The following is a 24,498-nucleotide window of genomic DNA, read 5'->3' on the forward strand; positions in this document are numbered from 1 at the left end:
CCCCGTGCATCCCGCCTTTTTCACGCGCCAGAGGTTCGCCATGCTAGACGCAACGCCCCGCTATCCCGGCCAGCTGCCCGCCGCCCCCGGCGTCGGCTACAAGCCGCAGCATTTCCGCGACATCGCCGATCACCCCGCCCCCGTCGCATGGCTGGAAATCCATGCCGAGAACTACATGGGCGCGGGCGGGCGGCCGATCGCGCAGTTGCGCCACCTGTCGGCGCGCTTTCCCGTTTCCGTGCACGGCGTGGGCCTGTCGATCGGCGGCGAAGGGCCGCTGGACGCCGACCACCTGTCCCGCCTGAAGCAGCTGTGCGACTGGTTGCAACCGGCCAGCTTTTCCGAGCACCTTGCCTGGTCCAGCCACGGCGACCATTTCCTCAACGACCTGCTGCCGCTGCCCTACACCGACGCGACGCTGGCGCGCGTCGCCGCTCACATCGACCAGGTGCAGCAGATGCTGGGCCGGCAGATGCTGCTGGAAAACCCGTCAAGCTACCTCGCCTTCGCCGAAAGCACCTGGTCGGAAACCGACTTCCTGGCCGAACTGGCGCACCGCACCGGCTGCGGCCTGCTGCTGGACGTCAACAACGTCTTCGTCTCGGCCACCAACCTGGACTATGAGCCCCGCGCCTACATCGATGCCTTCCCGCTCGACCGGGTGGGCGAGATCCACCTGGGCGGGCACGACGAGGACAGCGACGACCACGGGGCGCCGTTGCTGATCGACAGCCACGGCCGCGAGATCGCCGACCCGGTCTGGACCCTGCTGGATTACACGCTGGCGCGCACCGGCCCGCGGCCCGTGCTGGTGGAGTGGGACACCGACGTACCGGATTGGCCCGTCCTTGCCGGCGAGGCCGGACGCGCCGAAGCCGCGCTCGCGCGGGTGCCGGCATGACCGTGTCGCAGGCCCAGCTTCACGACGCCCTGCTTGACGGCGCGCGCCCCGCGCCGGCGGGGTTGACCGACGGGCACGGGCGCCCTGCGGGCGGGCGCTTCGCCGTCTACCGAAACAATGTCGCCGTCGCGCTGACCGACGCGCTCGAGGCCAATTTTCCCGCCGTCGCCAGCTTGCTGGGGCCGGCGAACTTCCGCAACGTCATGGGGATCTTCCTGCGGCGGCACCCGCCGGCGCGCCCGATGATCGCGGAATACGGCGCCGGCCTGCCCGCCTTTCTCGACGGTTTCGAACCGCTGGGCCACCTGGGCTACCTGGGCGATGTCGCCCGGCTGGAACAGGCGCTGCGCGCGGCCTACCACGCCGCCGACGCCGCCCCGGTGGACCCGGCCGTGTTCGAGGCTTTGGCACCCGACGCCCTGATGCAAAGTCGGCTGACGCTCGCCCCCGCGGTACGGCTGGTCCGCTCCAACTGGCCGGTGCATGCCATCCGGGCCTACGCGCTTGAACCGGGCGCGCCCAAGCCGCCCGCGCAGCCGCAGGACGTCCTGATCCAGCGCCCAGAGTACGACCCGCAGATGACGACGCTGCCCCCGGGCGCGGCCGGTTTCGTGACCACCGTGGCCGCGGGCCACACCCTGGGCGCGGCGCATGACGCCGCGCTGGCCGAGGCCGCGGACTTCGACCTCGCGCAGACCCTCGCGCTGCTGCTGTCGGGCGGCGCCATCACCGAGATCACACCGGGAGAAACACCATGACACGCCTTGTTGCCCTTCATGATGCCGTCTTCGCAGCCCTCGACCGCGCCGGTGACTGGCTGCTGCCGACCCTCGCCCGGCTGCTCTTCGCCGCGATCCTGCTGAGCTATTTCTGGGTCTCGGGTCTGACCAAGCTGGGCGAAGGGATCACGGGTCTGTTTTCGCCGGCCATGGGCGCCTATGCCCAGATATTTCCGCGGGCCATGGCCGCGGTGGGCTATGACACCGGCCAGCTGTCGGCCCTGCACACGGCGGTCGTGCTGGCCGGCACCTGGGCCGAGTTCCTGTTGCCCGCGCTGATCGTGGCAGGGCTGCTGACGCGGCTGGCCAGCGTCGGGATGATCGGTTTCATCGGCGTTCAGACGTTGACCGACCTTTATGGACACGGGGCGATCGAGGAACCGGAAACACTGGGCGCCTGGTTCGACAAGGCACCCGACGGGGTGATCCTCGACCAGCGCGCGCTCTGGGTATTCCTGCTGCTGGTTCTGGTGGTCAAGGGGGCCGGGTCGCTGTCGGCCGACGCCCTGCTCAGAAGTGGCTTTTCGGCTCGTCGGGCTTCCCCGCCGCGATCGCCAGAAGGCCGCCCAGCGCCGTGAAGCCGATTGGGAACATCGTGAAGACGTTGAAATCGAAGGCGTAAAGCATGGCCCCCGCCGACGCGAGCATCAGGATCCCTGCCCACAGCGCGCGGATGCGCGCCATGCCGCCGCCCGCGATGGCCAGCAACGGCGCGATGAAACTGACGGTGCGGATCAGCTGCGGGTTCTCGACCTGGTGGGCCAGCCCCTCGATCTCGCCCCATTGCTGGATCGCCTCGGTGTAGCCGTAGCTGAAGAATCCGACCAGCATGGCCCAGAGCCCGCCGATCACGCCCAGAATCAGTGCCGCGTTGCGCATGGCCACCCCCTTTTCCACTCAACGCCCCAGATAATCATCCGCGCGGCCTATCCAACAAGCGCGCGCTGCACGTCCGCCCCCCAGCCCAGGTAAAGCGTGCCGTCCGCGTCGATCAGCGGGCGCTTCATCAGCGCGGGGTGGTCGGCCAGCAGCGCCAGCGGGTCGCGGGCGCGCTCACCCTCCCCCAGCCCCCGCCAGGTGGCCGAGCGGGTGTTGACCAGCGCCGCGCCGAACCGCGCCTGCGCGCGGGCCAGCACGTCGGCCGGCACGCCGTCCGCGCGCACGTCGACGAAGGCCGCGCCGGGCAGCGCGGTGCGCGCCTTGCGGCAGGTATCGCAGGTCTTCAGCCCGTAAATGACCATCGCATGCCCCTCGAACCCGTGTCGCCGCGATAGCGCAGCGGCACGCGAAGGTCACGCGCTTTCGCTTGCTTTTTACATTGTCCGTGCAATCATCGGGGCGTGACATCGGGCTTCTCGGCCCGGACTTCGAGGTCTCCAGACGTCAAAGGCCGGACCGCGCGAGGGCCGGCGTGACATGGCCCGGCATCAATCCGGGGACGTGAAGGAGAAGGAGAAGCGGCATGCCGACGGGCACCGTGAAATGGTTCAACACCACCAAGGGTTACGGCTTCATCGAACCGGACGGGGGCGGCAAGGACGTCTTCGTGCACATCTCGGCCGTGGAACGGTCCGGGCTGACCGGGCTGGCCGACAACCAGAAGGTCTCATTCGAAATGCAGGACGGCCGCGACGGCCGCCAGATGGCGGGCGACCTCAAACTGCTCTGAGGCGCGCGGCGCGGCCGGCTCAGGCCGGGGTCTCGGGCATGCCCTGCCAGTCCTCGCCCATGGCGACGATGCAGGAGGTGCCCGAGGCGTAGCGCACGACCAGCGTCCAGTCGCCGCGCGCGTCGGTCCAGACCTCCATGACCTGCTCGACCCCGCGCAGGCCGCGGGCGACGCGCGTCTCGCCGAACTCGCGGCGCAGCTTGCGCTCCATCCGCGGGGTGGGTTCGCAGATCACCTCGGCGATGGGCGAGGCCGCCGGCACGGGCACCGCCGGCAGGGCGAGGACAACGGCCAGCGCCGCGGCGCGAATCGTTGGGCTGCGGGTAATCATGCCCGCAGTGTAACAGTTTCATGACAGCGCGTGTATATACAACCGATCGACAGGCGCCGCCGCGGGCGCGGGCTCAGCAGCCCTTTTCGCCCTCGGGGCAATAGCGCCAGTCACGGCGCGCGCGCTGCACCGGGTGCTTCATCACCTGCTGGTAGGAGACATGCGTGTCCGGCTGCCCACAGCAGATCACGCCGTTGAGCACGACGGGCTGCAGCCCCTGCGGGCAATGGTTCGGCTGGTGCGTCGCCCAGGGGTAAAGCGTGACGTCCCCGGCCCCCGCGGGCGCGGCGAACGCGGCCGCGGCGACGGCGGCGATGACGGATGTCCTGACCATGAGTTCCCTCGCTCCTTGAAAATGTCTTGGCGGGATCATGCTACGCGGTGCGGGGCGTGTGTCAAAGGGGCGTGTGTTGCGGTGAGCCCTTCGCTACGCAATGCGGGTGGGCGGCACTTCCGGTGCATAACGACGGGCACGTATCAACGTCCGTTGCTGCCGTTGCCGCGACCTTGAATCAGGACGAAAACAACCAACTTGTCCGCCAAATTCTTCAATTCACAAAGCCTTTGTCACGCGTCATTCAATCACCTCTCGAAACTCCCGCCATTCCCCCTTGGACATCCCGGAGGTTTCCTGCGTCACCTCCTCGCCCCTGAGCATCCGGCGGATGCAATCGAGGGCCGTGGCCGACAGCGTCGCGCCGCCCAGGCGGTAGTCCTCGAACGCCTTGTAGGCCAGTGGCACCCAGTCGGCGGTGATGGCCGCGATGGCCTCGGCGTAGACGCGGATTTCGTACTGGGCGTGGGTATCGGCGCGCAGGCGCAGGAAGTGCAGCAGGTTGTGCAGGTCGGTCTTCCAGTACCACTGGGTATAGACGTTGGCGGGCAGGTTCATCCGCGCGAGTTCCCGCGCGAGGCCCTGTTGCCCCTCGGTCGCGATCATTTCCTCGTAGTGGTCGTAACAGCGGGCGGCGTCCCCGCGCAGGATGTCGAGGACGCGCGCGGCCTCCTCGCCGTCGAGCGTCTCGCCCCGGCCCTGGCTGTTGGTGGTTGACTGCGCGGCCAGCGCGTCGGGCGCGGGGATGTAGAATTCGCGGTCGAGGATCGAGTAGCGCGCGGAATACTCGTTGATGTTGGCGGTGCGGTGCCGGACCCACTGCCGCGCCACGAACACGGGCAGCTTCACGTGCAGCTTGATCTCGCACATCTCGAAGGGCGTGGAGTGCCAGTGCCGCATCAGGTAGCGGATCAGGCCGGCGTCGTTGCTGACCGACTTCGTGCCGCGGCCGTAGCTTACCCGCGCGGCCTGGCAGATCGCGGCGTCGTCGCCCATGTAGTCGATCACCCGCACGAAGCCGTGGTCCAGCACGGGGTGGGCGGTGTAAAGGTGCGCCTCCATCCCCGGGGCGGTGGTGCGCAGCGTCTCGCGCGGGGCGGCGCGCTGGGCGTCGATTTCGGCCTGCTGGTCGGGGCTGAGCGGCATGGAGGCGAATCCTTCTGGCGACATTTGCGAGTCGTCTGCCACTATATCTGGGTGCCGCCCCGGGCGGAACCGCCATGGATGCCCCTGCCGCGCATCCCCCGCACCGCGCGGGGTGGACGCCGCGCGCCACGCGCCTAGGATGACGAGGGACACCGGCCCGGCCCGCGGGCCGGCGCATCACCAACGGAGAGTGTCGCCATGAAGATCCGCTACCTGCACACCATGGTCCGCGTGAAGGAACTCGACGAATCGATCGCCTTCTACAACCTGCTGGGGCTGGAGGAGACGCGCCGCATGGACGTGGAGGGCGGCCGCTTCACGCTGGTGTTCATGGCGCCGCCGGGGCAGGAGGAATGCCCGATCGAGCTGACCTGGAACTGGGACGGCGACGACGCCCTGCCCGACGACAGCCGGCATTTCGGGCACCTGGCCTATGCCGTGGAGGATGTCTATGCCATGTGCCAGCACCTGATGGACAACGGCGTGACCATCAACCGCCCGCCCCGCGACGGGCGCATGGCCTTCGTGCGCAGCCCCGACAACATCTCGATCGAGCTGTTGCAGATGGGCGAGCCGCAGGAACCGGCCGAGCCCTGGGCCAGCATGGAGAACACGGGCCATTGGTGAGGCTGGCCTGTCTTGCCCTGGCGCTATGGGGCGCCGGGGCCGGCGCCGCGGGCGCGGCCTGCCGGCTGGCGCTGGTTCTGGCGCTCGATGTCTCGTCCTCGGTGGACGCGGCCGAGTACGACCTGCAACGCCGCGGTCTGGCCGCCGCGCTGGACGCGCCCGAGGTGCGCCACGCGATCCTGTCGGGCGCGCCGGGGCACGTGTCGCTGGCGGCGTTCGAGTGGAGCGGTTTCGAGCAGCAGGCGCTGCACCTCGACTGGACGGCGCTACGCGGGCCGGGCGACATCGACCGCGCCGTTGCCGCGCTCGCCGGCATGACGCGGGCGCATGAGAACTTTCCCACCTCCATGGGCCAGGCGCTGGGATACGCCGCGGGCCTTCTGGCGCGCGCGCCGCGATGCGCGCGGCGGGTGGTGGATGTCTCCGGCGACGGGGTCAACAACTTCCGCTACGGGCCGCGCCACGCGTACCGGCACTTCCCCTTCGAAGGCGTGACGGTCAACGGGCTGGTGATCCTGGGCGACGACGCGGATGTGCGCGCCTTCTATCGCGACGAGGTGCTGCACGGCCCCGGCGCTTTCATGGTGACGGCGCGCGGCTTCGCGGACTACCGCGCTGCGATGACGCGCAAGCTGTTCCGCGAGATCAACGACATCGTGCTGGGCGGTGCGCGGCCGGCGCGGGGGCCGCGCGGGTGAGGGCGGCGCGCCATCTCGCCATCGCGCTGTGCGCGTTGCTGTGGCCGGGGGTAACGGCGGCGGCGGAGTGCCGGTTGGCCCTGGCTCTGGCGCTGGACGTTTCCGGCTCGGTGGACGCGCGGGAATACCGGTTGCAGCTCGACGGCCTTGCGGCGGCGGTCGAGTCGCCGTCGGTGCAATCCGCCGCGCTGGCGGTGCCGGGGGCCGAGGTGGCACTGGCCGTCTACGAATGGGGCGGGCCGGGCCAGCAGCGGCTGCTGGTGAACTGGACGGCGTTGCGTGGGCCGGCCGACCTGCGCCGGATCGCGCGGCACCTGCGCGGGACAAGCAGCCTGCATGACGATCCCGACACCGCGATCGGGCAGGCGATGCTGTTCGGCGCCGAACTGCTGGCGCGCCGACCGGGGTGTTGGCGGCACGTCCTGGATGTTTCGGGCGACGGGCCGTCGAACCGCGGGCCGCATCCCCGCGATCTGTCCACCAGCGCCCTGTCGGGCGTCACCGTCAACGGGCTGGTGATCGGCCCGGCGGGGCGCGCGAACGTCACCAAGGACCTCAGCCGGGTCAAGAGCCTGCTGGATTACTACCGCACCTTCGTCAGCCGCGGCCCCGGCGCCTTCGTGGAAACGGCGCGGGACTTCGACGATTTTCGCGCGGCGATGACCCGGAAACTCGTTCGAGAGATGCGCCCGGCCGCGGTGTCGCAGCTGCCCGCGCCGGCACATCAATAGATGTAACGTATCTGCTCGGACCAGTAGCGCTCCACGCGGCCGAGCGCGGTCGTGATCTGGTCCATCCCGTCGGCGCCCAGCACGCCGCGCGATTCCAGCCCCTTGGCATGACGCTCGAACAACGCCGCGACGATGTCGCGAATCGCGCGTCCCTTGGCCGTCAGCCGCACGCGCACGGCGCGGCGGTCGATCTCGCACCGCTGGTGGTGCATGTATCCCATCTCGACCAGCTTCTTGAGGTTGTAGCTGACGTTGCTGCCCTGGTAGTAGCCGCGCGTCTTGAGTTCGCCGGCGGTGACCTCGTTGTTGCCGATGTTGAACAGCAGCAGGGCCTGGACGGCATTCACGTCCAGCACGCCGAGGCGTTCGAATTCGTCCTTTATGACGTCCAGAAGCAGGCGGTGGAGCCGCTCCACCAGCGCCAGCGTGTCGAGATAGCCCTGCATGAAGCCGCGGTCGGCCACCGGGCTGACATTGGTATGCAAGCTCATGTCCTTCTCCGTGCGATGACGCTCGGACAGGGACACTGAACGAAAAAGCCCAACAATCCGTAAAACGCGGCCCGCCCCGCGGCCGCGCGTCAGCCCCGGCGCGCGGACACCTCGGCGATCCGGCTCACCATGGCGTCGAACCGGGCAGGCGGCCGCGCCTGGCCGGTCACCCACTGGTAAAGATCCTGGTCGTTCTCCGACAGGAGCGCCTCGAAGGTATCCAGGCCGGCGGCGTCCAGCCCCTCCAGCTCGGCGCCGGCGAAGCGTGACATGATGATGTCCATCTCCTTGGTGCCGCGGCGCATCGCGCGCATGTGCAGCCGCTTCAGCCGCGTCGCGCGGTCCTCGGCGTCACTCACCCGCTTCATCCTTGAGGGTCATGCGCAGGTTCTTTTCCAGCAGTCCGAGGCGGTCGGCCGCCTGCGCCAGCTGGGTCTTCACGTCGCGGATCTCGGTCAGCATGTCCATCACATCGCGCGAAAGCTCCCCCTCCTCGCCGGGCACGTCGGGGCCGTCCCCCTCGCCCGACAGCAGCCACAGCAGCGAGACGTTGAGCAGCCCGGCCATCATCGAAAGCTTGTTGGCGCGCGGTTCCGACAGGTCCTCTTCCCAGCCCTTGAGCGTCTTGAGCTTCACGCCCAGCCGCTTGGCGAGCTGGGATTGCGTCATGCCCGCCTGTTCGCGCGCGCCTGCCACGCGGTCGCCAAAGGTCGTCGCCTCGGGGTCGAACCAGCCTTCGGTCTTTTCGGTGTCCATCGTCAGTCCTTTCCGGTGATCGCGCTTGATCGTCGTCGGGGCGGACCCTAAGACAATCCCCTGTCCAATACAAACCGGAGGCCGTGATGTCCTTGCTTTCCGCGACACTATCGCGCGTCAAACCGTCCCCCACCATCGCGATGAGCGCGCGGGCGCGCGAAATGCAGGCGCAAGGCCACGACGTCATCGGCCTGAGCGCGGGCGAGCCCGACTTCGACACGCCCGAGCACATCAAGGAGGCGGGCATCCGCGCGATCCGCGACGGGCGCACGAAATACACCGCCCCCGACGGGATCCCGGACCTGAAGGAAGCGATCCGCGAAAAATTCGCCCGCGACAACGACCTCGATTACACCCCGGCCCAGATCAGCGTGGGCACCGGTGGCAAGCAGGTGCTCTACAACGCGCTGATGGCCACGCTGGAGCCGGGCGACGAGGTGGTGATTCCCGCGCCCTACTGGGTCAGCTACCCCGACATGGTGCTGCTGGCCGGCGGCACGCCGGTGACGGTTTCCTGCGGGCTGGACACCGGGTTCAAGCTGACCCCGGAGGCGCTGGAGGCCGCGCTGACCCCGCGGACCAAGTGGCTGGTCTTCAACGCGCCGTCGAATCCCACGGGGGCGGGCTACACCCGGGCGGAACTGGCCGCGCTGGCCGAGGTGCTGCTGCGCCACCCGCAGGTGCACGTCCTCAGCGACGACATCTACGAACACCTCACCTATGACGACTTCGCCTTCTGCACGCCCGCGCAGGTCGAACCGCGGCTTTACGGGCGCACGCTGACCGTCAACGGGGTATCCAAGGCCTATGCCATGACCGGCTGGCGCATCGGCTATGCGGGGGGGCCGGAAGACCTCATCGCGGGGATGCGCAAGATCCAGTCGCAATCCACCTCGAACCCCTGCACCATCAGCCAGTGGGCCGCCGTCGAGGCGCTGACCGGGCCGCAGGGGTTCATCGCCGACAACAACCGGGTGTTCCGGCGCCGGCGCGACCTTGTCGTGGACAGGCTGAACGCCTGCCCCGGCATCGAATGCCCGCGGCCGCAGGGCGCGTTCTACGTCTACCCCTCGATCGTCGGCCTGATCGGCCGCAAGAGCGCGGCCGGCACGCTGCTCGACAGCGACGAGGCCTTCGCCACCGCGCTGCTGGAGGAAACCGGCGTGGCGGTCGTCTTCGGCGCGGCCTTCGGGCTTTCACCGGCGTTCCGGGTCAGCTACGCTACCTCGGACGCCGCGCTGGAAGAGGCGTGCGACCGCATCCGGGGGTTCTGTGCGGCACTGAGCTGAGGGGGCGATTGATGGCCGGAGACCTGCCCGAGTACTACTTCCGCGTCCGGGAAAACGGCGCCTTCGTCTTTCGCGTGGACACGGAGAACCGGCAGCGGCGCATCGAGATGGACCAGATCGCCGTGGTCAACATCCGGAACGGCCAGATCAAGCCCCACGGCGAGCGCGAACTGTCCGAGCGCGACCTTCAGGCGATCCGCGACTGGATGCAGGACCGGCAGGAGGTGCTGGAGGAACGCGCGATCGACGACATCCTGCGCACGGTCGATCACCTCAACACCACTGCGCACTGGGCGCAAAGCCGCGCGACCGACGACCAGCTCGAGGCGGTGACGGATTCGCTTCTTCTGGCGATGCACGACCTGCGCAGCGTGCTGGTCCGCAAGAAGGCCGAAAGGATGGGGCGGGGCGATTCCTGAGGCAGCCGGCAAGGCTCTTTCGCGCAACCCAGGTTTCGATAGCGTTCACGAGGCCTCGCGCGCGCCGGGCGGTGCCGACATGCCAAGGGCACCGCGGTGCGCCCGGCGCCAGAAACGGGCCATCATGAAAACCCCCGCCAGCGCCAGCCCGATCGCCAGCCCCAGCCAGACGCCCACGCCCTCCATGCCTGCCATGAACCCCAGCGCGTAACTGGCGGGCACGCCCACGGCCCAGTAGGCCAGCGCGGCGATCACCATCGGCACGCGGGTGTCCTGGACCCCGCGCAACAGGCCCAGCGCCAGCACCTGGGCCGCATCCACGAACTGGAACAGCGCCGCGGCCGCAAGCAGCCCGGTGCCGATGGCGATGACTGCGTCGCGGTCGGGGTCGCCGGGGTCGAGGAACAGGCCGATCAAATGCTCGGGCAGCAGAAGGAACACCGCCACCGTGATCAGCGCCGCCAGCCCGGACACGGCGATCACCACCCGCGCCCCGTCGCGCAGCTGGACAGCATCGCCCTGGCCCACCGCCTGCCCCGCGCGCACGGTCGCCGCGTTCGACAGCCCCAGGTGAACCATGAAGAAGACCGAGGTGATCTGCAGCGCGATACCATGCGCGGCCAGCGGCAGCGTGCCCAACCAGCCCATCATCACCGACGTCGCGGCAAACAATCCGACCTCGGCGAGGTTGGTTATCCCGATGGGCCAGCCCAGGCGGAAGACCTCGCCCAGCGCTGTGCCGTCGGGGCGCCACAACCGGGCGAACAGGGCATGCTCGGGCGCCAGGCGCAGCACGATCGGCACAAGGACGGCCAGCGACCCGCCATGCACGACCAGCGACGCCACGGCGGCGCCGCGTATGCCCATCTCGGGCAGGCCGAGGTTGCCGAAGATGAGCAGGTAGTTCGCGGCAGCGTTCACCGCCACGGCACCCAGCGTCACCCACAGCACGATCTGCGTGCGTTCCAGTGCCGCGAGGTACGACTTCAGCACCATGACCAGAAGCGCCGGCACCAGCCCCCAGCCGGCAATCCGGGTGTAGTCGCCGGCCAGCGCCGCCGTCGCGGGCGCCTGGCCCAGCGTGCGCAGGATCGGCGCACTCGTGAGCAGCACCGGCAGCGCCGCCAACCCGAACAGGACCGACGCCCAAAGCCCCATCCGCGTGACGCGCCGGATCCGCGTTTCGTCACCCGCCGCGCGGGCCGAGGCCACCATGGGCATGACCGCCCAGGCAAAGCCCGATCCCATGATGAACAGGACGAAGAACATCTCGGTCCCCAGCACGCCGGCGGCCAGGGCCGCGACGCCGTACCAGCCCAGCATGAGGGTGTCGGTCAGCGTGATCGCGAACTGCGCAAGGTGGCTGCCGACCAGTGGCAGCCCTAGCCTGAAGACGGCCCGCGCGTGTTGGCGGTATGGGACAACGCGTCGCATACCCGCCGCTTAGGGCCGGCACGCGACGGGCGCAAGCCCGCTCAGAGCGCGGCGGCCAGAAGCTGCGCGGCCAGAAGCGCCACCACGGCCCCCGCGCCGATCTCGATCACCGGCAGAGCGGTCGCCCCGGGCGCGCGCGCCGCAAGGCGCGCGACAAGCCCTTCGCGCAGTGTGACCGCGGCGACCGCGACCGCCACGGTCACGCTCGCCGTTCCCAGCCCCATGACGAAGGCACCGGCGATGCCGGCGCCTTCCAGCCCCATGCGCCATGTCACGATCAGAAGAAACAGCGCGCCTGTGCAGGGCCGCAGCGCCACCGCGCCGACGAGGGCCACGGCGTCACGCGCCCCGTGTACGCGCGCCACCTCGTCCGCCGTCGGCCCGTGTCGGTGCCCGCAGCCCTGGCACGCGCCCGGCGCGGCGGCCGGCCCGCGACGCGCCGCCAACAGCCGGCGCGCGCCCCGTGCCGCCAGCCAGAGCCCGATCAGGGCGATGGCACCGTAGCTGGCGGGGGCCATGACCTGCTCGGCCAGCCCCACCATGCGCTGGCGCGTCAGTTCGAAGGCCAGCACGCCCGCGTAGACAAGCCCCACCGCCGTCGCCGCCTGGGCAAGGCTGCCGCCCAGCGCCAGCAGCGACAGCCGCAGCAGCGGCACCTTGCGGCCCACACCGTAGCCACCGATCAGCAGCTTGCCGTGCCCCGGCCCGGCCGCGTGAAGGAAGCCGTAGGCGAAACACAGCCCCAAAAGGCCGCTCAGCGCGGCCGTGTCGCCGGCGCGCAGATCCCGCAGGACCCCCGCCAGCGCGGTCTGCACCTCGCTCTGGCCCTCGGCCGCCCAGCGCGCGACCTCTGCCGCCCCGCCCAGGCCCCACAGCCAACCGGCCACCGCGAGCAGCGCAAGGCCGGCGATCAGGAGGACGGCGCGCATGATACCGTCAGCGTATCGGCGTAGAAGCGGCCGACCTTAACCTCGGCGAACCCCGCCTCGGTCGGCGTGCCCATCAGGTCGGCGACCTTCGCGTCCGCCGCCGTGTCGTCGGCAGCCTCCACATCCGTCGCGCAGCCACCGGGCAGCCCGCGCACGTCTGTCAGCGTCAGCGCGGCATAGTAGCTGGGGTCATAGGGCCGGATCACCAAACCATCGGGCGCGATCGGCCCGAGGTCGCGCGTGTGGGACGAAACCAGACGGCCGTCGCGCAGCTGCACACCCGTGGCACGCGGCGCGGACAGCGCGACACGTCCGCCATCGCGCGTGATGAAAAGGCCGCCATCGAAGCCGTCGGGCCAGTCCACGAGGTCGAACCCTTCGAGGCGCGCACGTTCCCCGGGCGTCAGGGCACCGTCCCCGTCCGCGTCCAGCCCTCGGTCAGACAGGACCAGAAGGGAATAGAACGCGTCGTAGCTCCAGGTGACCTCGACCCCCGTCACCCGGCCCCGCGGGTCGGCCTCGAAGCGCAGGGCCACGTCCACGAAGACATGCGGGTGGGCCCGCGCACCCGACGATGCGCAGGCCAGCCAAGCCCCGCAGATGACAAACAACAGTCCCCGCATCTGCCTCCGTCTTAAGACGCACGTGTCAGGACGGCAAGATCGTGCCGCGATTTGCAGCCCGCGGGCGGGTGTCAGACCTTTCGCACTTCCGGGTGCAGGGACTTGCCGAGGATGTGATCTGCGCCGTGCAACACGTGCTGTGCCGTCGACACGATCAGCGGATCGGGGCCCTTGACCACCTTCGGATCCTTGCCGGGATAATCGAGCGCGTTCAGGAAATGGCGCATGCAGTTGAGGCGCGCGCGCTTCTTGTCGCTGGATTTCACGACCGTCCACGGCGCGTCGGCGGTGTCGGTGTAGAAGAACATCGCCTCCTTCGCCTCGGTGTAGTCGTCCCACTTGTCAAGGCTTTCCTTGTCGATCGGCGACAGCTTCCACTGCTTGAGCGGGTCGTTCGCCCGCGCCGCGAAGCGGCGGCGCTGCTCCTCGCGCGTGACCGAGAACCAGTACTTGAAGAGCCGGATCCCCGAGCGCACCAGCATCCGTTCGAGGTCCGGCGTCTGGCGCATGAACTCCAGGTATTCCCAGGGCTCGCAGAAGCCCATCACGCGCTCGACACCCGCGCGGTTGTACCAGGAACGGTCGTAGAACACCATTTCGCCCACCGTCGGCAGATGCTCGATGTAGCGCTGGAAGAACCACTGCCCCTTCTCCTCCCAGGTGGGCTTGTTGAGCGCGACGACGCGGGCCGCACGGGGATTGAGATGCTCGGTGAAGCGCTTGATCGTACCGCCCTTGCCGGCGGCATCGCGTCCCTCGAACAGAAGGACGAACCGCTGGCCGGTCTCCTGCGCCCAGAGCTGGACCTTCAGCAGCTCGGCCTGCAACTGGGCCTTCTGCCGCTCGTAGGCGCGGCGGCCGAGTTTCTTGTCGTAGGGATAATCGCCGTTCTCGAACGCCTGCCGCAGGTCGGCCACGCGATCGGTCGCCTTGATGTCGCGACCGGTGTCTTCATCGCCATCTCCGGGCGTCGGCATCGTGGCGCCCCCCACCGCAACCGCCGACCCGCCCGTTACGGCGCCGGGCCCTGCATCGTCTGCAACGTTTTCATTTCCGGAAACGGGCGCCGTGGCGGCAGTCGTCGGTTTCGTCATGCTCTTCCTTTCACAAGATATGCGAAAGGCTATCGCGAACCGGCGTCAGCCGCGTTGATCGGTGTCAAGTTTCATTGCGAATGCAACGTCAATGCGTCCAGGTTTCGCGCCGCCTGGCCGAGAAATTCTCGCCGTAGCCTCCTGGGCGCACGTTGGGGCGGCGGCGGTGCGGCTCCTGCACCACGGCATCGATGCCATGCTCCCGGGCATATTCCAGCGCGGCTTCCCGGGTGGGGAACGTCAACCGCACCTGGGCCTGCGTGTCCGCCGACGAGGTCCAGCCCATCAGCGGATCGACCTCGCGCCGCGTGTCGGGGAAGAACTCCAGCACCCAGTGCTTGGTGCGGGCGTTGCCCGATTGCATCGTGTTGCGGGCCGGCCTGTAGATACGCGCGGTCATGGCGCTCCCCTGCTGTCTGTCACCGGGCACAATATCGGCCATTCACGCCGGCGGGGCAAGGGGCCGGGGCCACGGGGCGCGTCATCCGGACGCGGGCCGCGGCCGTCCCCTTGCCGTGCAAACATACATTCTAATTTCAACATATGAACAAGGGCATCGAATGGAGGCCCCCATGCTCGAGGCATTCTCGGCCGAGACGCTGGCGCGGATACAGTTCGCCTTCACCGTCTCTTTCCACATCGTGTTCCCGGCCTTCTCGATCGGGCTGGCGAGCTACCTGGCGGTGCTCAACGCGCAATGGCTGCGCACGCGCGACCGCACTTACCTTCACCTGTTCGACTACTGGAAAAAGATCTTCGCGGTGGCCTTCGGCATGGGCGTGGTGTCGGGTATCGTGATGTCGTACCAGTTCGGCACGAACTGGTCCGTGTTCTCGGACCGCGCCGGCCCGGTGATCGGGCCGCTGATGGCCTACGAGGTGTTGTCTGCCTTTTTCCTGGAGGCCGGTTTCCTGGGCATCATGCTGTTCGGGCGCGAGAAGGTGGGCGCGCGGCTGCACATGTTCGCCACGGCGATGGTCGCCTTCGGCACGTTGCTGTCGGCAACCTGGATCCTGAGCGTGAACAGCTGGATGCACACCCCCGCGGGGTATTCGATCAACGAGGCGGGACAGTTCGTGCCCGAGGACTGGTGGGCGATCGTGTTCAACCCCTCCTTCCCCTACCGGCTGCTGCACATGGTGCTGGCCGCCTACCTGACGACCGCGCTGGTCGTGGCGGGCGCCGCGGGCTGGCACATGCTGCGCGACCGCGCGACGGCGGCCAGCCGCAAGATGTTCTCTATGGCGCTGTGGATGGTGGCGATCACCGCGCCGTTGCAGATCGTGGCCGGCGATATGCACGGGCTCAACACGCTGGAGCACCAGCCGGCCAAGGTCATGGCGATGGAGGGGCATTACGAGTCGCACCCCGAGGGCGCGCCGCTGATCCTGTTCGGCATCCCAGACCCCGACAACAAGGAGATCGACCACGCCATCGAGATCCCCGGCCTCTCCTCGCTGATCCTCGAGCACGATCTGGACGCCCCCCTGCCCGGCCTCGACACCGTCCCCGATGACGAGGAGCCGCCGGTGGCCATCGTCTTCTGGTCGTTCCGGGTGATGGTGGCGCTTGGCTTCGCCATGCTGGGCCTGGGCGCCTGGAGCCTGTGGCGCCGCTGGAAGGGCACGCTGTTCGAGGGCCGCTGGCTGCAGCGCGCGGCCGTGGCCATGGGCCCCGCCGGGTTCGTCGCGGTGCTTGCCGGCTGGATCACGACCGAGGTCGGCCGCCAGCCCTTCACCGTCTACGGGCTTATGCGCACCGCCGACTCGCTCTCGCCGGTGGAGGCGCCGGCGGTGGCGACCTCGCTTCTGGTGTTCATCGTGGTCTATTTCTTCATCTTCGGCGCCGGGACGGTCTACATCCTGCGGCTGATGGGCAAGGCGCCGGGCGACACCGGGGCCGACCCGGCCGCGGAGGGTCCGCTGCGCGGCAGCGGCATTACCCCGGCACCACAGCTCGACCCGAACGCCGTTCCCGGCGAATGAAAGGAGGCTGAGCCATGCTGGATCTCGCGACCATATGGGCAGCGATCATCGCCTTCGCCGTGCTTACCTACGTCATCCTCGACGGTTTCGACCTGGGCGTGGGCATCCTGTTCCCGTTCGCCCGCAGCAAGGAGGAGCGCGACGTGATGATGAACTCGGTCGCGCCCGTCTGGGACGGCAACGAGACCTGGCTGGTGATGGGGGGGCGGGGGGCTGTTCGCGGTCTTCCCGCTGGCGTATGCGGTGGTGATGCCCGCGCTCTACATGCCGATCGTGCTGATGCTGCTGGCGCTTGTGTTCCGCGGCGTGGCGTTCGAGTACCGCTGGCGCACGCAAGCCTGGCGTCCGGTCTGGGACGCGGCCTTCATCGGCGGCTCGACCGTCGCGGCGGCCTGCCAGGGCATCGCGCTCGGCGCGCTGGTGCAGGGCATAGAGGTCGCGGACCGCGCCTACGCTGGCGGCTGGTGGGACTGGCTGACGCCGTTCTCGCTGCTCACCGGCGTGGCGCTGGTGATCGGCTACGCGCTGCTGGGCGCGACGTGGCTGGTGATGAAGACCGAAGGGGCGCTCCAGCGCGCCATGCGCCGCCTCGCCTGGCCGCTCGGCGCGGCCACGCTGGGGCTGATCGGCGTGGTCAGCCTGCTTACCCCGTTCCAGGACCCGGTCTATTTCGACCGCTGGTTCAGCTTTCCCGCCGCGCTCTACTCGGCGCTGGTGCCGGTGATGCTGTTCCTCGCGGCGATGCTCCTGTTCCGGGGGCTGATGACCGGCAGCGACCGCGCGCCCTTCCTGGCCAGCCTCGCGCTGTTCGTCATCAGCTTCGTCGGCATCGGCATCAGTTTCTACCCGATGATGGTGCCGCCGGCGCTGACCATACAGGAGGCCGCGGCGCCCGACAGCAGCCTTGCCTTCGCGCTGGTGGGCACGGTGATCCTCATCCCGGTGATCCTGGGTTACACCGCCTATGCCTACTGGGTGTTCCGAGGCAAGGTCGACCCGGACGCGGGGTATCACTGATGCGGCGTGACACGGTCCGGCGGCTGGCGTGGTTCGTCGCCCTCTGGGCGGCCTCTGTGGGCACCCTAGCGATCGTGGCCTGGGTCATCCGCCTGATGATCGCCTGACCGGGTTGAACCGCCGGGAAAAGGGGTCAAGTCTAGGGGCGAACGAAGGAGGCCCGTCCATGCCCTACGCCCATTCCGACCGCAGCGCCCCGGCGCTCGCCAACGCCGCGCCCGAGACGACGCGCCGCGAGAAGCTGGAGGGCGGCAAGCGGTTCGTGATGGAGACCGAGTTCACCGCCGCCGGCGACCAGCCAACGGCCATCGCCGAACTGTCCCGGGGCGTGCAGGCCGGGGAACGCGACCAGGTGCTGCTGGGCGCCACCGGCACCGGCAAGACCTTCACCATGGGAAAGGTGATCGAGGAAACCCAGCGCCCGGCCATCATCCTGGCGCCCAACAAGACGCTGGCGGCCCAGCTTTACGGCGAATTCAAGGGCTTCTTCCCCGGCAACGCGGTGGAATACTTCGTCTCCTACTACGACTACTACCAGCCCGAGGCCTACGTCCCGCGCAGCGACACCTACATCGAGAAGGAATCGCAGATCAACGAGCAGATCGACCGGATGCGCCACTCGGCCACCCGTGCACTGCTGGAACGCGACGACGTGATCATCGTCGCCTCGGTGTCGTGCATCTACGGTATCGGTTCGGTCGAGACTTACTCGGCCATGACGCAGGATCTGATCGTGGGCAAGGAATATGACCAGCGGCAGGTCATGGCCGACCTCGTGGCCCAGCAGTACAAGCGCAACGACCAGGCGTTCCAGCGCGGCACCTTCCGCGTGCGCGGCGACAGCCTCGAGATCTGGCCGGCGCACCTCGAGGACCGGGCATGGAAGCTGTCGTTCTTCGGCGAGGAGCTGGAGGCGATCACCGAGTTCGACCCCCTCACCGGGGCCAAGACGGGCGGCTTCGACAAGATCCGCGTCTACGCCAACAGCCACTACGTCACGCCCAAGCCGACGATGCAGCAGGCCATCGCCAGCATCAAGGCGGAGCTGCGCACGCGCCTCGACCAGCTCGTGGGCGAGGGCAAGCTGCTGGAAGCCCAGCGGCTGGAGCAGCGCACCAACTTCGACCTCGAGATGCTGGAGGCCACGGGCGTGTGCAACGGCATCGAGAACTACAGCCGCTACCTCACGGGGCGCGCGCCGGGCGAACCGCCGCCCACGCTGTTCGAGTTCATCCCCGACAACGCGCTGGTCTTCGCCGACGAATCCCACGTCAGCGTGCCCCAGATCGGCGGCATGTACCGGGGCGACTACCGCCGCAAGTTCACGCTGGCCGAACACGGTTTCCGCCTGCCCTCGTGCATGGACAACCGCCCCCTCAAGTTCGAGGAATGGGACGCCATGCGCCCGCAGTCGGTCTTCGTCTCGGCCACGCCGGCCGCGTGGGAGCTGGAACAGACCGGCGGCGTCTTCACCGAGCAGGTGATCCGCCCCACCGGCCTGCTGGACCCGCAGGTCGAGGTGCGCCCCGTCACCACCCAGGTCGACGACCTGCTCGACGAGGTGCGGCGCGTCACCGCCGCCGGGTATCGCACGCTGTGCACCACCCTGACCAAGCGCATGGCCGAGGACCTGACCGAGTACCTGCACGAACAGGGCGTCAAGGTGCGCTACATGCACTCCGACATCGACACGATCGAGCGCATCGAGATCCTGCGCGACCTGCGCCTCGGCGCCTTCGACGTGCTGGTGGGCATCAACCTGCTGCGCGAGGGGCTGGACATCCCCGAATGCGGGCTGGTGGCCATTCTGGATGCCGACAAGGAGGGCTTCCTGCGCTCGGAAACCTCGCTGATCCAGACCATCGGCCGCGCCGCGCGCAACGCCGACGGGCGCGTCATCATGTACGCCGACAAGGTCACCGGCAGCATGCAGCGCGCCATCGACGAGACCGAGCGCCGCCGCGCCAAGCAGATCGCCTACAACACCGAACACGGGCTCACGCCCGAGACCATCCGCAAGAACGTGGACGACGTGCTCGCCGGCCTCTACGAGGGCGACGTGGACATGAACCGCGTGACCGCCAAGGTCGACAAGCCCACGCATGGCGCCAACCTCGAGGCGCACCTCGAGGGGCTGCGCACCGAGATGCGCAAGGCGGCCGAGAACCTCGAGTTCGAGGAGGCCGCCCGCCTGCGCGACGAGGTCAAGCGGCTGGAGGCCGTGGACCTCGCCGTGCACGACGACCCGCTCGCGCGCCAACAGGCGGTGGAGAAGGCCGCCGAGGAGGCCGTGGGCGCCAAGGGCCGCTCAACGGCCGGAAAGCCGGGGCAGCGGGGTGGGGTGAAGAAGAGGGAGCGGTGACGACGGACGTTCGGGCGGTAGGGTGGGCAATATTGCCCACCACGGATGGCGAAGATGTTTCGCGGTGGTGACCGGGGGATCGGAATTGCGCCGGGGCGGTGGGCAGAACTGCCCACCCTACGCTTGCTTGTTTTTTTGTGTACTCCAATGGGTGCACGATCCAGAAATTCGGATGGTAACAGGGACTAGCATTTTCAATGCGTACGACCTATGGTTGCAAGAAAACGGGGCTTGGGATGAAAAGAACAAGGATCAACTCAATCTACGCAATCCACCTTGCCGTGGTCCTAGCTACTGCCTGGATTGCCGAGAGGGCGGACGTTACCACTTGGTATGTCGTGTTGGCTATTGGTTTTCCGCTGGTTCTTTCCTTTTTGCCACGTACAAGCAGCCTTTCATATACATTAAACGTTCGAATTCTTTTTCCAATATCCGTCGGCCTGTTTTGCGTTGCGTTATTTCACTATTTTCCACATCTATTGGAGACAAGCAACGCCAGTGGATTGGCAAGCTACCTTGACAAACAGGGCATCGAGAGTTTTGGGGCGGCTGGTGAAAGCATCGACCAAGCCCTTTTCCAAGTCAATCCCATTTTCAAGGATTCAGTAACCGTACTTTATGCGGTATGTGCTGCGTTTCTTCTTTGGAAAGGGCTGTCCGATTTCGATGAATTGAAGCATATTCTCTACGAAGAAGCCGGTACGATCCGGTCGATTGCGGATTTCACGGAATATTTTATGTCCGGCGGCGCACCGGAGGCGAACTATTTGGCCGTTCATAGATTGCGCTCTCTGCTTCTTGAGTACGTAGAAAATATCCTAAAAGACGGGCGAGTTGTAACTGCCGCCAGAAATGAAGAAATCCTCGAAGAGGGGATTGCCGTTGTATCGGATTTGAAGATTGGCGACAAGAACGACGAATTTGCGCTTGAGGAAGTGATGAAAGCTCTGACCCGAGTCGCAACGCTTCGTAGCAAACGGGCGGTTTGCATCGAGAAACGAATGTCACCGTTTATCCTGGTAATAATGTTCTTGATGTCGACCACCATGGTACTTTCGTTTTTTGGTAACGCGACGGGCGAACTCAGTATCGATTATGTCTACGTGTTTCTGCTTCCGACCTTCTATACTTCGATCTTCATGACACTTCTTGATCTAAGTTCTCCCTTTGACGGGTACTGGGCAATCAAGCTGGAGGCAGTCGACAGCGTGCGAAAAAAACTGGCAAAGGGCACGGATGCGAGATCGGACGCTCTCATAAGCCACGCTGTTGCATGACCAGTGTTGTTTTTCCTCGAATCCGCGTTTTTCGACCTGATCTCGTTGCGCCGTCCTCGCGCGGGTCAACCGGTTCGGGCAGCAAGCGTAGGGTGGGCAGTTCTGCCCACCGCGCCCATGGGCTACCCACCGACCCGACGCACTTCCGGGAACCTGCGCACCACCCCGGCACATCCCCACCATCCATGGTGGGCAAAATTGCCCACACTAATCCCCCAATTCCCCTCCACCACGCCGCCCGCACATCCCGGGTCAACCCGCCTCAGCCTTATATCCCGGTGGATCGAGAAAATCGGCCACGCCATCGCCTGCGCGACACGCCCGTGCTTCACCGGATTGCCGGCACCCGCAGGATGGGTCTCGAACCCACCCGACCACGGCGCGGGCCAATCCGTGCACTCGCCCTCCCCCGGCGCTGGGGGCCGTCCATGCTGCAACGACGCCCGTCCGCCACAGGGCGGCCTCTCCCCGCCATGCGCCCGGCCCACCGGGGCGGCGGGATGCCCCCTGCCCTACGGCAGGACATCGCGCGGTGTGACCGGGGCAGGCCGCCGCACATCGCACGCCCCCGCCTTGCAAGACCCGCCCCATGCGCGCACAATGGCGCCACTCACCACGGCGCCCCGCGTGCGCCGGTGACGGGCCGCGGTCGGGGCGCCCTCGCCACGAGGGAGGACATCATGACCATCGCACCCCGCCTGAAATCGCATCTCGACGCCCGCGGGCTGCCCTATGACGTCGTGACGCATCCGCACACCACCACCGCATCCGAGGCGGCCGAGGCCGCGCATGTGCCCGGCGACTGCCTTGCCAAGTCGGTGCTTGTCGACATGGACCGCGGGCGCGCGCTGGCCGTCGTGCCCAGCACCCGGCAGGTCGACCTGCACGGGCTGCAATGGATCCTCGAAACCCCCGTCGTGCTGGCCTCGGAAGAGGAGGTGGCCGCGGTCTTCGATGACTGCGCCACCGGCGCCGTCCCGCCCGTGGGCGCGCCCCATGACCTGCCCACCGTGCTGGACGAGCGCCTGAAGGGCCTCGCCACCGTCTGGTTCGAGGCCGGCGACCATGAAACGCTGGTGCGGATGCGCGGCGCCGATTTCGACGTGCTGATGGCCGATGCCCGCGAGGGCGCGGTCTGCCACTGACCGGCGCCGGGATGATCGAGCTGGAGGCGGATCACAGCCACCTCTATCCCGGGGCCACGGGGCGCGTTCTGTCGGGCAACCCCGGCAAGGGCGGCGCCGCGGTGGTGCGCTTTGCCGACGGCGGCGCGGCCGAGGGCACGCTCGCCGGCGGGCTGCTGCGGCTTGCCCACTATACCACCGCCGCCGGCACGCGGATCGGCGCCCGGGGCTGGCAGTTGGCCGTCGGCACCCCCGCGCCAGGGCGGTTCCGCGTCACCGCTCGCGCGCCAGCCTCTTGAAATCGCCGCGGGTTTTTCCCAGATCGTCATGTGGAGAGCCCCGGGACTCCGGGGCTCTGCGCCGGGGCATCACGGCCCCGCGAGTGTCAGAGCAGGTTCCTGTAGAAGGGAGGTTGTATCATGGCAGAGATCGTGAAAACCGCAAAGCAATACTGGGCCGACGCCCTGAACATCATCCTGGGGCTGGCGCTGATCGCATCGCCCTGGGTTCTGCAGTTCGCGAGCCTGAACGCCGCGATGGGCAACGCGATCGTCATCGGTGCGCTGATCGCGCTGATGGGCCTGGCCGCTCTGGTCAACTTCCGCAAATGGGAAGAGTGGCTGAGCATGGTCATCGGCCTGTGGCTGATCGTGTCGCCCTGGGTCCTCGGCGTTGCCGGGACCGCTGCGGCAACCTGGACGTTCGTCGTCGTGGGCGTGCTGGCGATCGCCCTGGCCGCATGGTCGCTGTATAGCCACGGCGGCCTGAAGATGGCCTGACCCGCCCCGAGGGCGAAGCCCTTTTCAGGGCGTCCCGAAGCGCGCCGGGCCTTGCGCCCGGCGCGTTTTCATGCGCCGAGCCCTTGAATTTTCTGCCCGGCCGGGGCACGTGCAATGCCGCACGCGGGGCCGTAGCTCAGCCGGGAGAGCGCGTCGTTCGCAATGACGAGGTCAGGGGTTCGATTCCCCTCGGCTCCACCACGTGCAACCGTTTCCCTTTTCTTGCCACGCCGGTATCATCAGGGACCATGGCACGTTTTCTTGTCATCACCGGTATCGTGCTGATCCTGGCCGGGCTGCTCTGGGGGCCGCTGTCGCGGCTGGGGCTGGGCCGGCTGCCGGGCGACATCGTGATCGAGCGCGAGAACTTCACGCTGTACATCCCGGTGACCAGCGCGATCCTGGTCTCGGTGGTGCTGTCGGTCGTGGTCACCGTGATCCGCTACATCCTAGGCCGATGACCGTGCCCGCGGGCCCGGGGGCCGATGCGGCACTGGTTCTCGGAGCGGCGGTGCGGCCCGACGGCACCCCGTCGGAGGCATTGCGGCGGCGTGCGCTGCACGCCACGGCCCTTTACCATGAGGGCCGTGTCGGCATGATCCTCGCCAGCGGCGGGCCGGCTGACGCCCCCCGGTCCGAGGCAGCGGCGATCGCCGAAATCTGCCGGTCCGAGGGCGTTCCCGCCACGGCGCTCGTGCTCGAGGACCTCGCGGCGACCACGGCCGGGAATTTCGAACGTGCGCGCCCGCTGCTGGCCGCCCGTGGCGTCGCCTCCGTTCTCGTGGTGACCGACCCGTATCACGCGCCGCGCGCACGGCTCGCCGCCCGCGGCCTGGGGCTCCGCGTGCGGATCTCTTGTCCGCGGCTTTCCGCGCGCGCCTGGGCGCGCGCGGTGCCGGCCGCCCTGCGCGAGATCCCGGCGCTCGCGCTCCAACTCTGGCGCGGGCTGCGGCGTTAGCGCACCACTGTCACGTCGACCCGTTGCGCCTGTCCGCCGCTGCCGTAGACGCGCACGAATACCGTGGCACCGCCCTGCATCAGGTTGCGCCGGGCCGCGGGATCGATGGAGCCGCGCATCACCAGCTGCTCCAGCGCAGCGCGATTGTCGATGCTGCCGAACAGCGGATCCCATTCGTCCCCGGGCTGCGAGATGCCGAAGCGGTGGAAATTCGCGCGGTCCTGCCGCAGCACCTGCCACGGTTCGCTCAGCCGCATCCCCTTCGAATTGTAGAGGTCCGCGTTGCCGATATAGGCGGCATAGCTGGCAACGAGGTTCGCGGCGCCGGCGGACCCGGCCGGGCCGGCCAGCGTCACCTCGGCCCATCGGCCCTGTCCGCCGCTACCGTAGATCCGCACGTCGACCAGCGTGCCGCCCTGCATGACCCGACGCCGGACCTCGGGTGCCATGCCGCCGCGCATGATCATGCGCTCCAGCGCAGCCCGGTTGTCGATGTTGCCGAACACCGGGTCCCATTCGTCCCCCGGCTGCGAGATGCCGAAGCGGTGATAATTCGCACGGTCCTGTCGCAGGACCTGCCAGGCCTCGGTCAGGCGCGCGCCATTGGAGTTGTAGAGATCGGCGTTGCCGATCCGCGCGGTATAGCTGGCGACAAGGTCCGCCGCCCCGGCCGGCCCGGCGAGCGCAAGCACCACCGCGACCAGAAAACCCTTGAGAAACGTCATCTTTCCTCCTCCTGTTCAGG

At 68.1% G+C, this 24,498-nt stretch carries 32 protein-coding genes, 1 tRNA gene and 1 pseudogene; 20 read left to right on the forward strand and 14 right to left on the reverse strand.

Annotation, left to right across the window (positions count from 1 at the left end; translation table 11 throughout):
- The first annotated feature begins 40 nt into the window (after positions 1-40).
- From bufB to CEF10_RS06465, 3 genes are read left to right on the forward strand one after another with little or no spacing between them, the layout of a single operon-like run.
- Positions 41-901: an MNIO family bufferin maturase gene (bufB, locus tag CEF10_RS06455; protein ID WP_101067472.1), complete on the forward strand. Its 861-nt coding sequence runs from the start codon at positions 41-43 to the stop codon at positions 899-901.
- Positions 898-1,659 carry an HvfC/BufC N-terminal domain-containing protein gene (locus CEF10_RS06460; RefSeq protein WP_101067318.1) on the forward strand — a complete coding sequence of 254 codons (762 nt, stop codon included), beginning with the start codon at positions 898-900 and terminating at the stop codon, positions 1,657-1,659. The genes bufB and CEF10_RS06460 overlap by 4 nt, the downstream gene beginning before the upstream one ends.
- Entirely contained in the window at positions 1,656-2,258 is a 603-nt protein-coding gene (locus CEF10_RS06465; RefSeq protein WP_101067319.1) for a DoxX family protein, read from the forward strand. Before CEF10_RS06460 ends, CEF10_RS06465 begins: the two co-directional genes overlap by 4 nt.
- Here CEF10_RS06465 and CEF10_RS06470 read toward each other — a convergent pair.
- Together CEF10_RS06470 and CEF10_RS06475 are read right to left on the reverse strand one after the other, a co-directional pair.
- Positions 2,191-2,559: a hypothetical protein gene (locus CEF10_RS06470; protein WP_101067320.1), complete on the reverse strand. Its 369-nt coding sequence runs from the start codon at positions 2,557-2,559 to the stop codon at positions 2,191-2,193. The genes CEF10_RS06465 and CEF10_RS06470 overlap by 68 nt on opposite strands.
- Before the next feature lie 47 nt (positions 2,560-2,606).
- On the reverse strand, positions 2,607-2,921 hold the full coding sequence (locus CEF10_RS06475; RefSeq protein WP_101067321.1) for an arsenate reductase family protein: 315 nt from the start codon (positions 2,919-2,921) through the stop codon (positions 2,607-2,609).
- A gap of 221 nt (positions 2,922-3,142) precedes the next feature.
- Here CEF10_RS06475 and CEF10_RS06480 point away from each other — a divergent pair, with 221 nt between their 5' ends.
- Positions 3,143-3,349, forward strand: a complete 207-nt coding sequence (locus tag CEF10_RS06480; protein WP_101067322.1) for a cold-shock protein — start codon at positions 3,143-3,145, stop codon at positions 3,347-3,349.
- 19 nt (positions 3,350-3,368) lie between these two features.
- Here the strand turns inward: CEF10_RS06480 and CEF10_RS06485 are convergent, their stop codons facing one another.
- From CEF10_RS06485 to thyX, 3 genes are all read right to left on the reverse strand, one after another.
- A complete protein-coding gene (locus tag CEF10_RS06485; protein WP_101067323.1) occupies positions 3,369-3,680 on the reverse strand; it encodes a hypothetical protein in 312 nt (103 codons plus the stop codon).
- Positions 3,681-3,753: 73 nt separating this feature from the next.
- Positions 3,754-4,014: a hypothetical protein gene (locus tag CEF10_RS06490; RefSeq protein WP_101067324.1), complete on the reverse strand. Its 261-nt coding sequence runs from the start codon at positions 4,012-4,014 to the stop codon at positions 3,754-3,756.
- Positions 4,015-4,254: 240 nt separating this feature from the next.
- Complete coding sequence (thyX, locus tag CEF10_RS06495) at positions 4,255-5,160, reverse strand: FAD-dependent thymidylate synthase (RefSeq protein WP_101067325.1); 906 nt, start codon at positions 5,158-5,160, stop codon at positions 4,255-4,257.
- Positions 5,161-5,358: 198 nt separating this feature from the next.
- On the opposite strand from thyX, the gene CEF10_RS06500 reads away from it, so the two are divergent.
- From CEF10_RS06500 to CEF10_RS06510, 3 genes are read left to right on the forward strand one after another with little or no spacing between them, the layout of a single operon-like run.
- Positions 5,359-5,787: a VOC family protein gene (locus CEF10_RS06500; protein WP_101067326.1), complete on the forward strand. Its 429-nt coding sequence runs from the start codon at positions 5,359-5,361 to the stop codon at positions 5,785-5,787.
- The gene (locus tag CEF10_RS06505) at positions 5,781-6,485 is read left to right on the forward strand and encodes a DUF1194 domain-containing protein (protein ID WP_232796423.1); all 705 of its coding nucleotides are present in this window, start codon (positions 5,781-5,783) and stop codon (positions 6,483-6,485) included. Before CEF10_RS06500 ends, CEF10_RS06505 begins: the two co-directional genes overlap by 7 nt.
- Entirely contained in the window at positions 6,482-7,216 is a 735-nt protein-coding gene (locus CEF10_RS06510) for a DUF1194 domain-containing protein (RefSeq protein WP_232796424.1), read from the forward strand. The genes CEF10_RS06505 and CEF10_RS06510 overlap by 4 nt, the downstream gene beginning before the upstream one ends.
- Here CEF10_RS06510 and CEF10_RS06515 read toward each other — a convergent pair.
- From CEF10_RS06515 to CEF10_RS06525, 3 genes are all read right to left on the reverse strand, one after another.
- Positions 7,210-7,707 (reverse strand): MarR family winged helix-turn-helix transcriptional regulator, encoded by a 498-nt coding sequence (locus CEF10_RS06515; protein ID WP_101067327.1) that lies wholly within the window; start codon positions 7,705-7,707, stop codon positions 7,210-7,212. The genes CEF10_RS06510 and CEF10_RS06515 overlap by 7 nt on opposite strands.
- 89 nt (positions 7,708-7,796) lie before the next feature.
- Positions 7,797-8,021 (reverse strand): succinate dehydrogenase assembly factor 2, encoded by a 225-nt coding sequence (locus tag CEF10_RS06520; RefSeq protein WP_232796434.1) that lies wholly within the window; start codon positions 8,019-8,021, stop codon positions 7,797-7,799.
- 37 nt (positions 8,022-8,058) lie between these two features.
- Complete coding sequence (locus CEF10_RS06525) at positions 8,059-8,463, reverse strand: helix-turn-helix domain-containing protein (RefSeq protein ID WP_101067329.1); 405 nt, start codon at positions 8,461-8,463, stop codon at positions 8,059-8,061.
- Positions 8,464-8,549: 86 nt separating this feature from the next.
- On the opposite strand from CEF10_RS06525, the gene CEF10_RS06530 reads away from it, so the two are divergent.
- The gene (locus CEF10_RS06530; RefSeq protein WP_101067330.1) at positions 8,550-9,752 is read left to right on the forward strand and encodes a pyridoxal phosphate-dependent aminotransferase; all 1,203 of its coding nucleotides are present in this window, start codon (positions 8,550-8,552) and stop codon (positions 9,750-9,752) included.
- Between the two features lie 11 nt (positions 9,753-9,763).
- Entirely contained in the window at positions 9,764-10,171 is a 408-nt protein-coding gene (locus CEF10_RS06535) for a hypothetical protein (RefSeq protein ID WP_101067331.1), read from the forward strand.
- A 45-nt stretch (positions 10,172-10,216) separates the two neighbouring features.
- On the opposite strand, the gene CEF10_RS06540 is transcribed toward CEF10_RS06535, so the two are convergent.
- From CEF10_RS06540 to CEF10_RS06560, 5 genes are all read right to left on the reverse strand, one after another.
- A complete protein-coding gene (locus tag CEF10_RS06540) occupies positions 10,217-11,605 on the reverse strand; it encodes an MATE family efflux transporter (protein ID WP_101067332.1) in 1,389 nt (462 codons plus the stop codon).
- Positions 11,606-11,646: 41 nt separating this feature from the next.
- Positions 11,647-12,534: a nickel/cobalt transporter gene (locus CEF10_RS06545; protein WP_101067333.1), complete on the reverse strand. Its 888-nt coding sequence runs from the start codon at positions 12,532-12,534 to the stop codon at positions 11,647-11,649.
- Entirely contained in the window at positions 12,516-13,157 is a 642-nt protein-coding gene (locus CEF10_RS06550) for a DUF1007 family protein (RefSeq protein WP_101067334.1), read from the reverse strand. The genes CEF10_RS06545 and CEF10_RS06550 overlap by 19 nt, the downstream gene beginning before the upstream one ends.
- Positions 13,158-13,228: 71 nt before the next feature.
- Positions 13,229-14,134 carry a polyphosphate kinase 2 gene (gene ppk2, locus CEF10_RS06555; RefSeq protein WP_101067475.1) on the reverse strand — a complete coding sequence of 302 codons (906 nt, stop codon included), beginning with the start codon at positions 14,132-14,134 and terminating at the stop codon, positions 13,229-13,231.
- 205 nt (positions 14,135-14,339) lie between these two features.
- Positions 14,340-14,651, reverse strand: coding sequence for an ETC complex I subunit (locus tag CEF10_RS06560; RefSeq protein ID WP_101067335.1), 312 nt, complete (start codon positions 14,649-14,651; stop codon positions 14,340-14,342).
- 172 nt (positions 14,652-14,823) lie between these two features.
- Here CEF10_RS06560 and CEF10_RS06565 point away from each other — a divergent pair, with 172 nt between their 5' ends.
- The 11 genes and pseudogenes from CEF10_RS06565 to CEF10_RS06620 all read left to right on the forward strand — a co-directional run bounded on the left by CEF10_RS06565 (position 14,824) and on the right by CEF10_RS06620 (position 23,753).
- Positions 14,824-16,236, forward strand: coding sequence for a cytochrome ubiquinol oxidase subunit I (locus CEF10_RS06565; RefSeq protein WP_101067476.1), 1,413 nt, complete (start codon positions 14,824-14,826; stop codon positions 16,234-16,236).
- 14 nt (positions 16,237-16,250) lie between these two features.
- Positions 16,251-17,253 (forward strand): annotated as a pseudogene (cydB, locus tag CEF10_RS06570) (cytochrome d ubiquinol oxidase subunit II).
- Complete coding sequence (locus CEF10_RS06575; RefSeq protein ID WP_101067336.1) at positions 17,253-17,360, forward strand: DUF2474 family protein; 108 nt, start codon at positions 17,253-17,255, stop codon at positions 17,358-17,360. Before cydB ends, CEF10_RS06575 begins: the two are co-directional and overlap by 1 nt.
- A gap of 59 nt (positions 17,361-17,419) precedes the next feature.
- Positions 17,420-19,615, forward strand: a complete 2,196-nt coding sequence (gene uvrB, locus CEF10_RS06580; protein WP_101067337.1) for an excinuclease ABC subunit UvrB — start codon at positions 17,420-17,422, stop codon at positions 19,613-19,615.
- A gap of 197 nt (positions 19,616-19,812) precedes the next feature.
- Positions 19,813-20,892, forward strand: a complete 1,080-nt coding sequence (locus tag CEF10_RS06585; protein ID WP_101067338.1) for a bestrophin-like domain — start codon at positions 19,813-19,815, stop codon at positions 20,890-20,892.
- A 680-nt stretch (positions 20,893-21,572) separates the two neighbouring features.
- Complete coding sequence (locus CEF10_RS06595; protein ID WP_101067339.1) at positions 21,573-22,037, forward strand: aminoacyl-tRNA deacylase; 465 nt, start codon at positions 21,573-21,575, stop codon at positions 22,035-22,037.
- 11 nt (positions 22,038-22,048) lie between these two features.
- Positions 22,049-22,315 (forward strand): hypothetical protein, encoded by a 267-nt coding sequence (locus CEF10_RS06600; protein WP_101067340.1) that lies wholly within the window; start codon positions 22,049-22,051, stop codon positions 22,313-22,315.
- Between the two features lie 120 nt (positions 22,316-22,435).
- On the forward strand, positions 22,436-22,795 hold the full coding sequence (locus tag CEF10_RS06605) for an SPW repeat protein (RefSeq protein ID WP_101067341.1): 360 nt from the start codon (positions 22,436-22,438) through the stop codon (positions 22,793-22,795).
- 125 nt (positions 22,796-22,920) lie between these two features.
- Positions 22,921-22,996 (forward strand) — tRNA-Ala (locus CEF10_RS06610).
- A 47-nt stretch (positions 22,997-23,043) separates the two neighbouring features.
- Positions 23,044-23,256 carry a DUF2905 domain-containing protein gene (locus CEF10_RS06615; RefSeq protein ID WP_101067342.1) on the forward strand — a complete coding sequence of 71 codons (213 nt, stop codon included), beginning with the start codon at positions 23,044-23,046 and terminating at the stop codon, positions 23,254-23,256.
- Positions 23,253-23,753, forward strand: coding sequence for a YdcF family protein (locus tag CEF10_RS06620; RefSeq protein WP_101067343.1), 501 nt, complete (start codon positions 23,253-23,255; stop codon positions 23,751-23,753). The genes CEF10_RS06615 and CEF10_RS06620 overlap by 4 nt, the downstream gene beginning before the upstream one ends.
- Here the strand turns inward: CEF10_RS06620 and CEF10_RS17165 are convergent.
- Entirely contained in the window at positions 23,750-24,478 is a 729-nt protein-coding gene (locus CEF10_RS17165; protein WP_232796425.1) for a hypothetical protein, read from the reverse strand. The two genes, CEF10_RS06620 and CEF10_RS17165, sit on opposite strands and share 4 nt — an antisense overlap.
- Between the last annotated feature and the right edge of the window lie 20 nt (positions 24,479-24,498).

Origin of the sequence: Roseovarius salinarum (assembly GCF_002834145.1) — a bacterium.
Taxonomy (GTDB): domain Bacteria; phylum Pseudomonadota; class Alphaproteobacteria; order Rhodobacterales; family Rhodobacteraceae; genus Roseovarius; species Roseovarius salinarum.

Bases quoted from the DNA above. Each gene is read 5' to 3' on its own strand.
- bufB (WP_101067472.1), top strand. From the start codon at position 41: ATGCTAGACGCAACGCCCCGCTATCCCGGCCAGCTGCCCGCCGCCCCC.
- CEF10_RS06460 (WP_101067318.1), top strand. From the start codon at position 898: ATGACCGTGTCGCAGGCCCAGCTTCACGACGCCCTGCTTGACGGCGCG.
- CEF10_RS06465 (WP_101067319.1), top strand. From the start codon at position 1,656: ATGACACGCCTTGTTGCCCTTCATGATGCCGTCTTCGCAGCCCTCGAC.
- CEF10_RS06470 (WP_101067320.1), bottom strand. From the start codon at position 2,559: ATGCGCAACGCGGCACTGATTCTGGGCGTGATCGGCGGGCTCTGGGCC.
- CEF10_RS06475 (WP_101067321.1), bottom strand. From the start codon at position 2,921: ATGGTCATTTACGGGCTGAAGACCTGCGATACCTGCCGCAAGGCGCGC.
- CEF10_RS06480 (WP_101067322.1), top strand. From the start codon at position 3,143: ATGCCGACGGGCACCGTGAAATGGTTCAACACCACCAAGGGTTACGGC.
- CEF10_RS06485 (WP_101067323.1), bottom strand. From the start codon at position 3,680: ATGATTACCCGCAGCCCAACGATTCGCGCCGCGGCGCTGGCCGTTGTC.
- CEF10_RS06490 (WP_101067324.1), bottom strand. From the start codon at position 4,014: ATGGTCAGGACATCCGTCATCGCCGCCGTCGCCGCGGCCGCGTTCGCC.
- thyX (WP_101067325.1), bottom strand. From the start codon at position 5,160: ATGCCGCTCAGCCCCGACCAGCAGGCCGAAATCGACGCCCAGCGCGCC.
- CEF10_RS06500 (WP_101067326.1), top strand. From the start codon at position 5,359: ATGAAGATCCGCTACCTGCACACCATGGTCCGCGTGAAGGAACTCGAC.
- CEF10_RS06515 (WP_101067327.1), bottom strand. From the start codon at position 7,707: ATGAGCTTGCATACCAATGTCAGCCCGGTGGCCGACCGCGGCTTCATG.
- CEF10_RS06520 (WP_232796434.1), bottom strand. From the start codon at position 8,021: ATGCGCGCGATGCGCCGCGGCACCAAGGAGATGGACATCATCATGTCA.
- CEF10_RS06525 (WP_101067329.1), bottom strand. From the start codon at position 8,463: ATGGACACCGAAAAGACCGAAGGCTGGTTCGACCCCGAGGCGACGACC.
- CEF10_RS06530 (WP_101067330.1), top strand. From the start codon at position 8,550: ATGTCCTTGCTTTCCGCGACACTATCGCGCGTCAAACCGTCCCCCACC.
- CEF10_RS06535 (WP_101067331.1), top strand. From the start codon at position 9,764: ATGGCCGGAGACCTGCCCGAGTACTACTTCCGCGTCCGGGAAAACGGC.
- CEF10_RS06540 (WP_101067332.1), bottom strand. From the start codon at position 11,605: ATGCGACGCGTTGTCCCATACCGCCAACACGCGCGGGCCGTCTTCAGG.
- CEF10_RS06545 (WP_101067333.1), bottom strand. From the start codon at position 12,534: ATGCGCGCCGTCCTCCTGATCGCCGGCCTTGCGCTGCTCGCGGTGGCC.
- CEF10_RS06550 (WP_101067334.1), bottom strand. From the start codon at position 13,157: ATGCGGGGACTGTTGTTTGTCATCTGCGGGGCTTGGCTGGCCTGCGCA.
- ppk2 (WP_101067475.1), bottom strand. From the start codon at position 14,134: ATGCCGACGCCCGGAGATGGCGATGAAGACACCGGTCGCGACATCAAG.
- CEF10_RS06560 (WP_101067335.1), bottom strand. From the start codon at position 14,651: ATGACCGCGCGTATCTACAGGCCGGCCCGCAACACGATGCAATCGGGC.
- CEF10_RS06565 (WP_101067476.1), top strand. From the start codon at position 14,824: ATGCTCGAGGCATTCTCGGCCGAGACGCTGGCGCGGATACAGTTCGCC.
- CEF10_RS06575 (WP_101067336.1), top strand. From the start codon at position 17,253: ATGCGGCGTGACACGGTCCGGCGGCTGGCGTGGTTCGTCGCCCTCTGG.
- uvrB (WP_101067337.1), top strand. From the start codon at position 17,420: ATGCCCTACGCCCATTCCGACCGCAGCGCCCCGGCGCTCGCCAACGCC.
- CEF10_RS06585 (WP_101067338.1), top strand. From the start codon at position 19,813: ATGCGTACGACCTATGGTTGCAAGAAAACGGGGCTTGGGATGAAAAGA.
- CEF10_RS06595 (WP_101067339.1), top strand. From the start codon at position 21,573: ATGACCATCGCACCCCGCCTGAAATCGCATCTCGACGCCCGCGGGCTG.
- CEF10_RS06600 (WP_101067340.1), top strand. From the start codon at position 22,049: ATGATCGAGCTGGAGGCGGATCACAGCCACCTCTATCCCGGGGCCACG.
- CEF10_RS06605 (WP_101067341.1), top strand. From the start codon at position 22,436: ATGGCAGAGATCGTGAAAACCGCAAAGCAATACTGGGCCGACGCCCTG.
- CEF10_RS06615 (WP_101067342.1), top strand. From the start codon at position 23,044: ATGGCACGTTTTCTTGTCATCACCGGTATCGTGCTGATCCTGGCCGGG.
- CEF10_RS06620 (WP_101067343.1), top strand. From the start codon at position 23,253: ATGACCGTGCCCGCGGGCCCGGGGGCCGATGCGGCACTGGTTCTCGGA.
- CEF10_RS17165 (WP_232796425.1), bottom strand. From the start codon at position 24,478: ATGACGTTTCTCAAGGGTTTTCTGGTCGCGGTGGTGCTTGCGCTCGCC.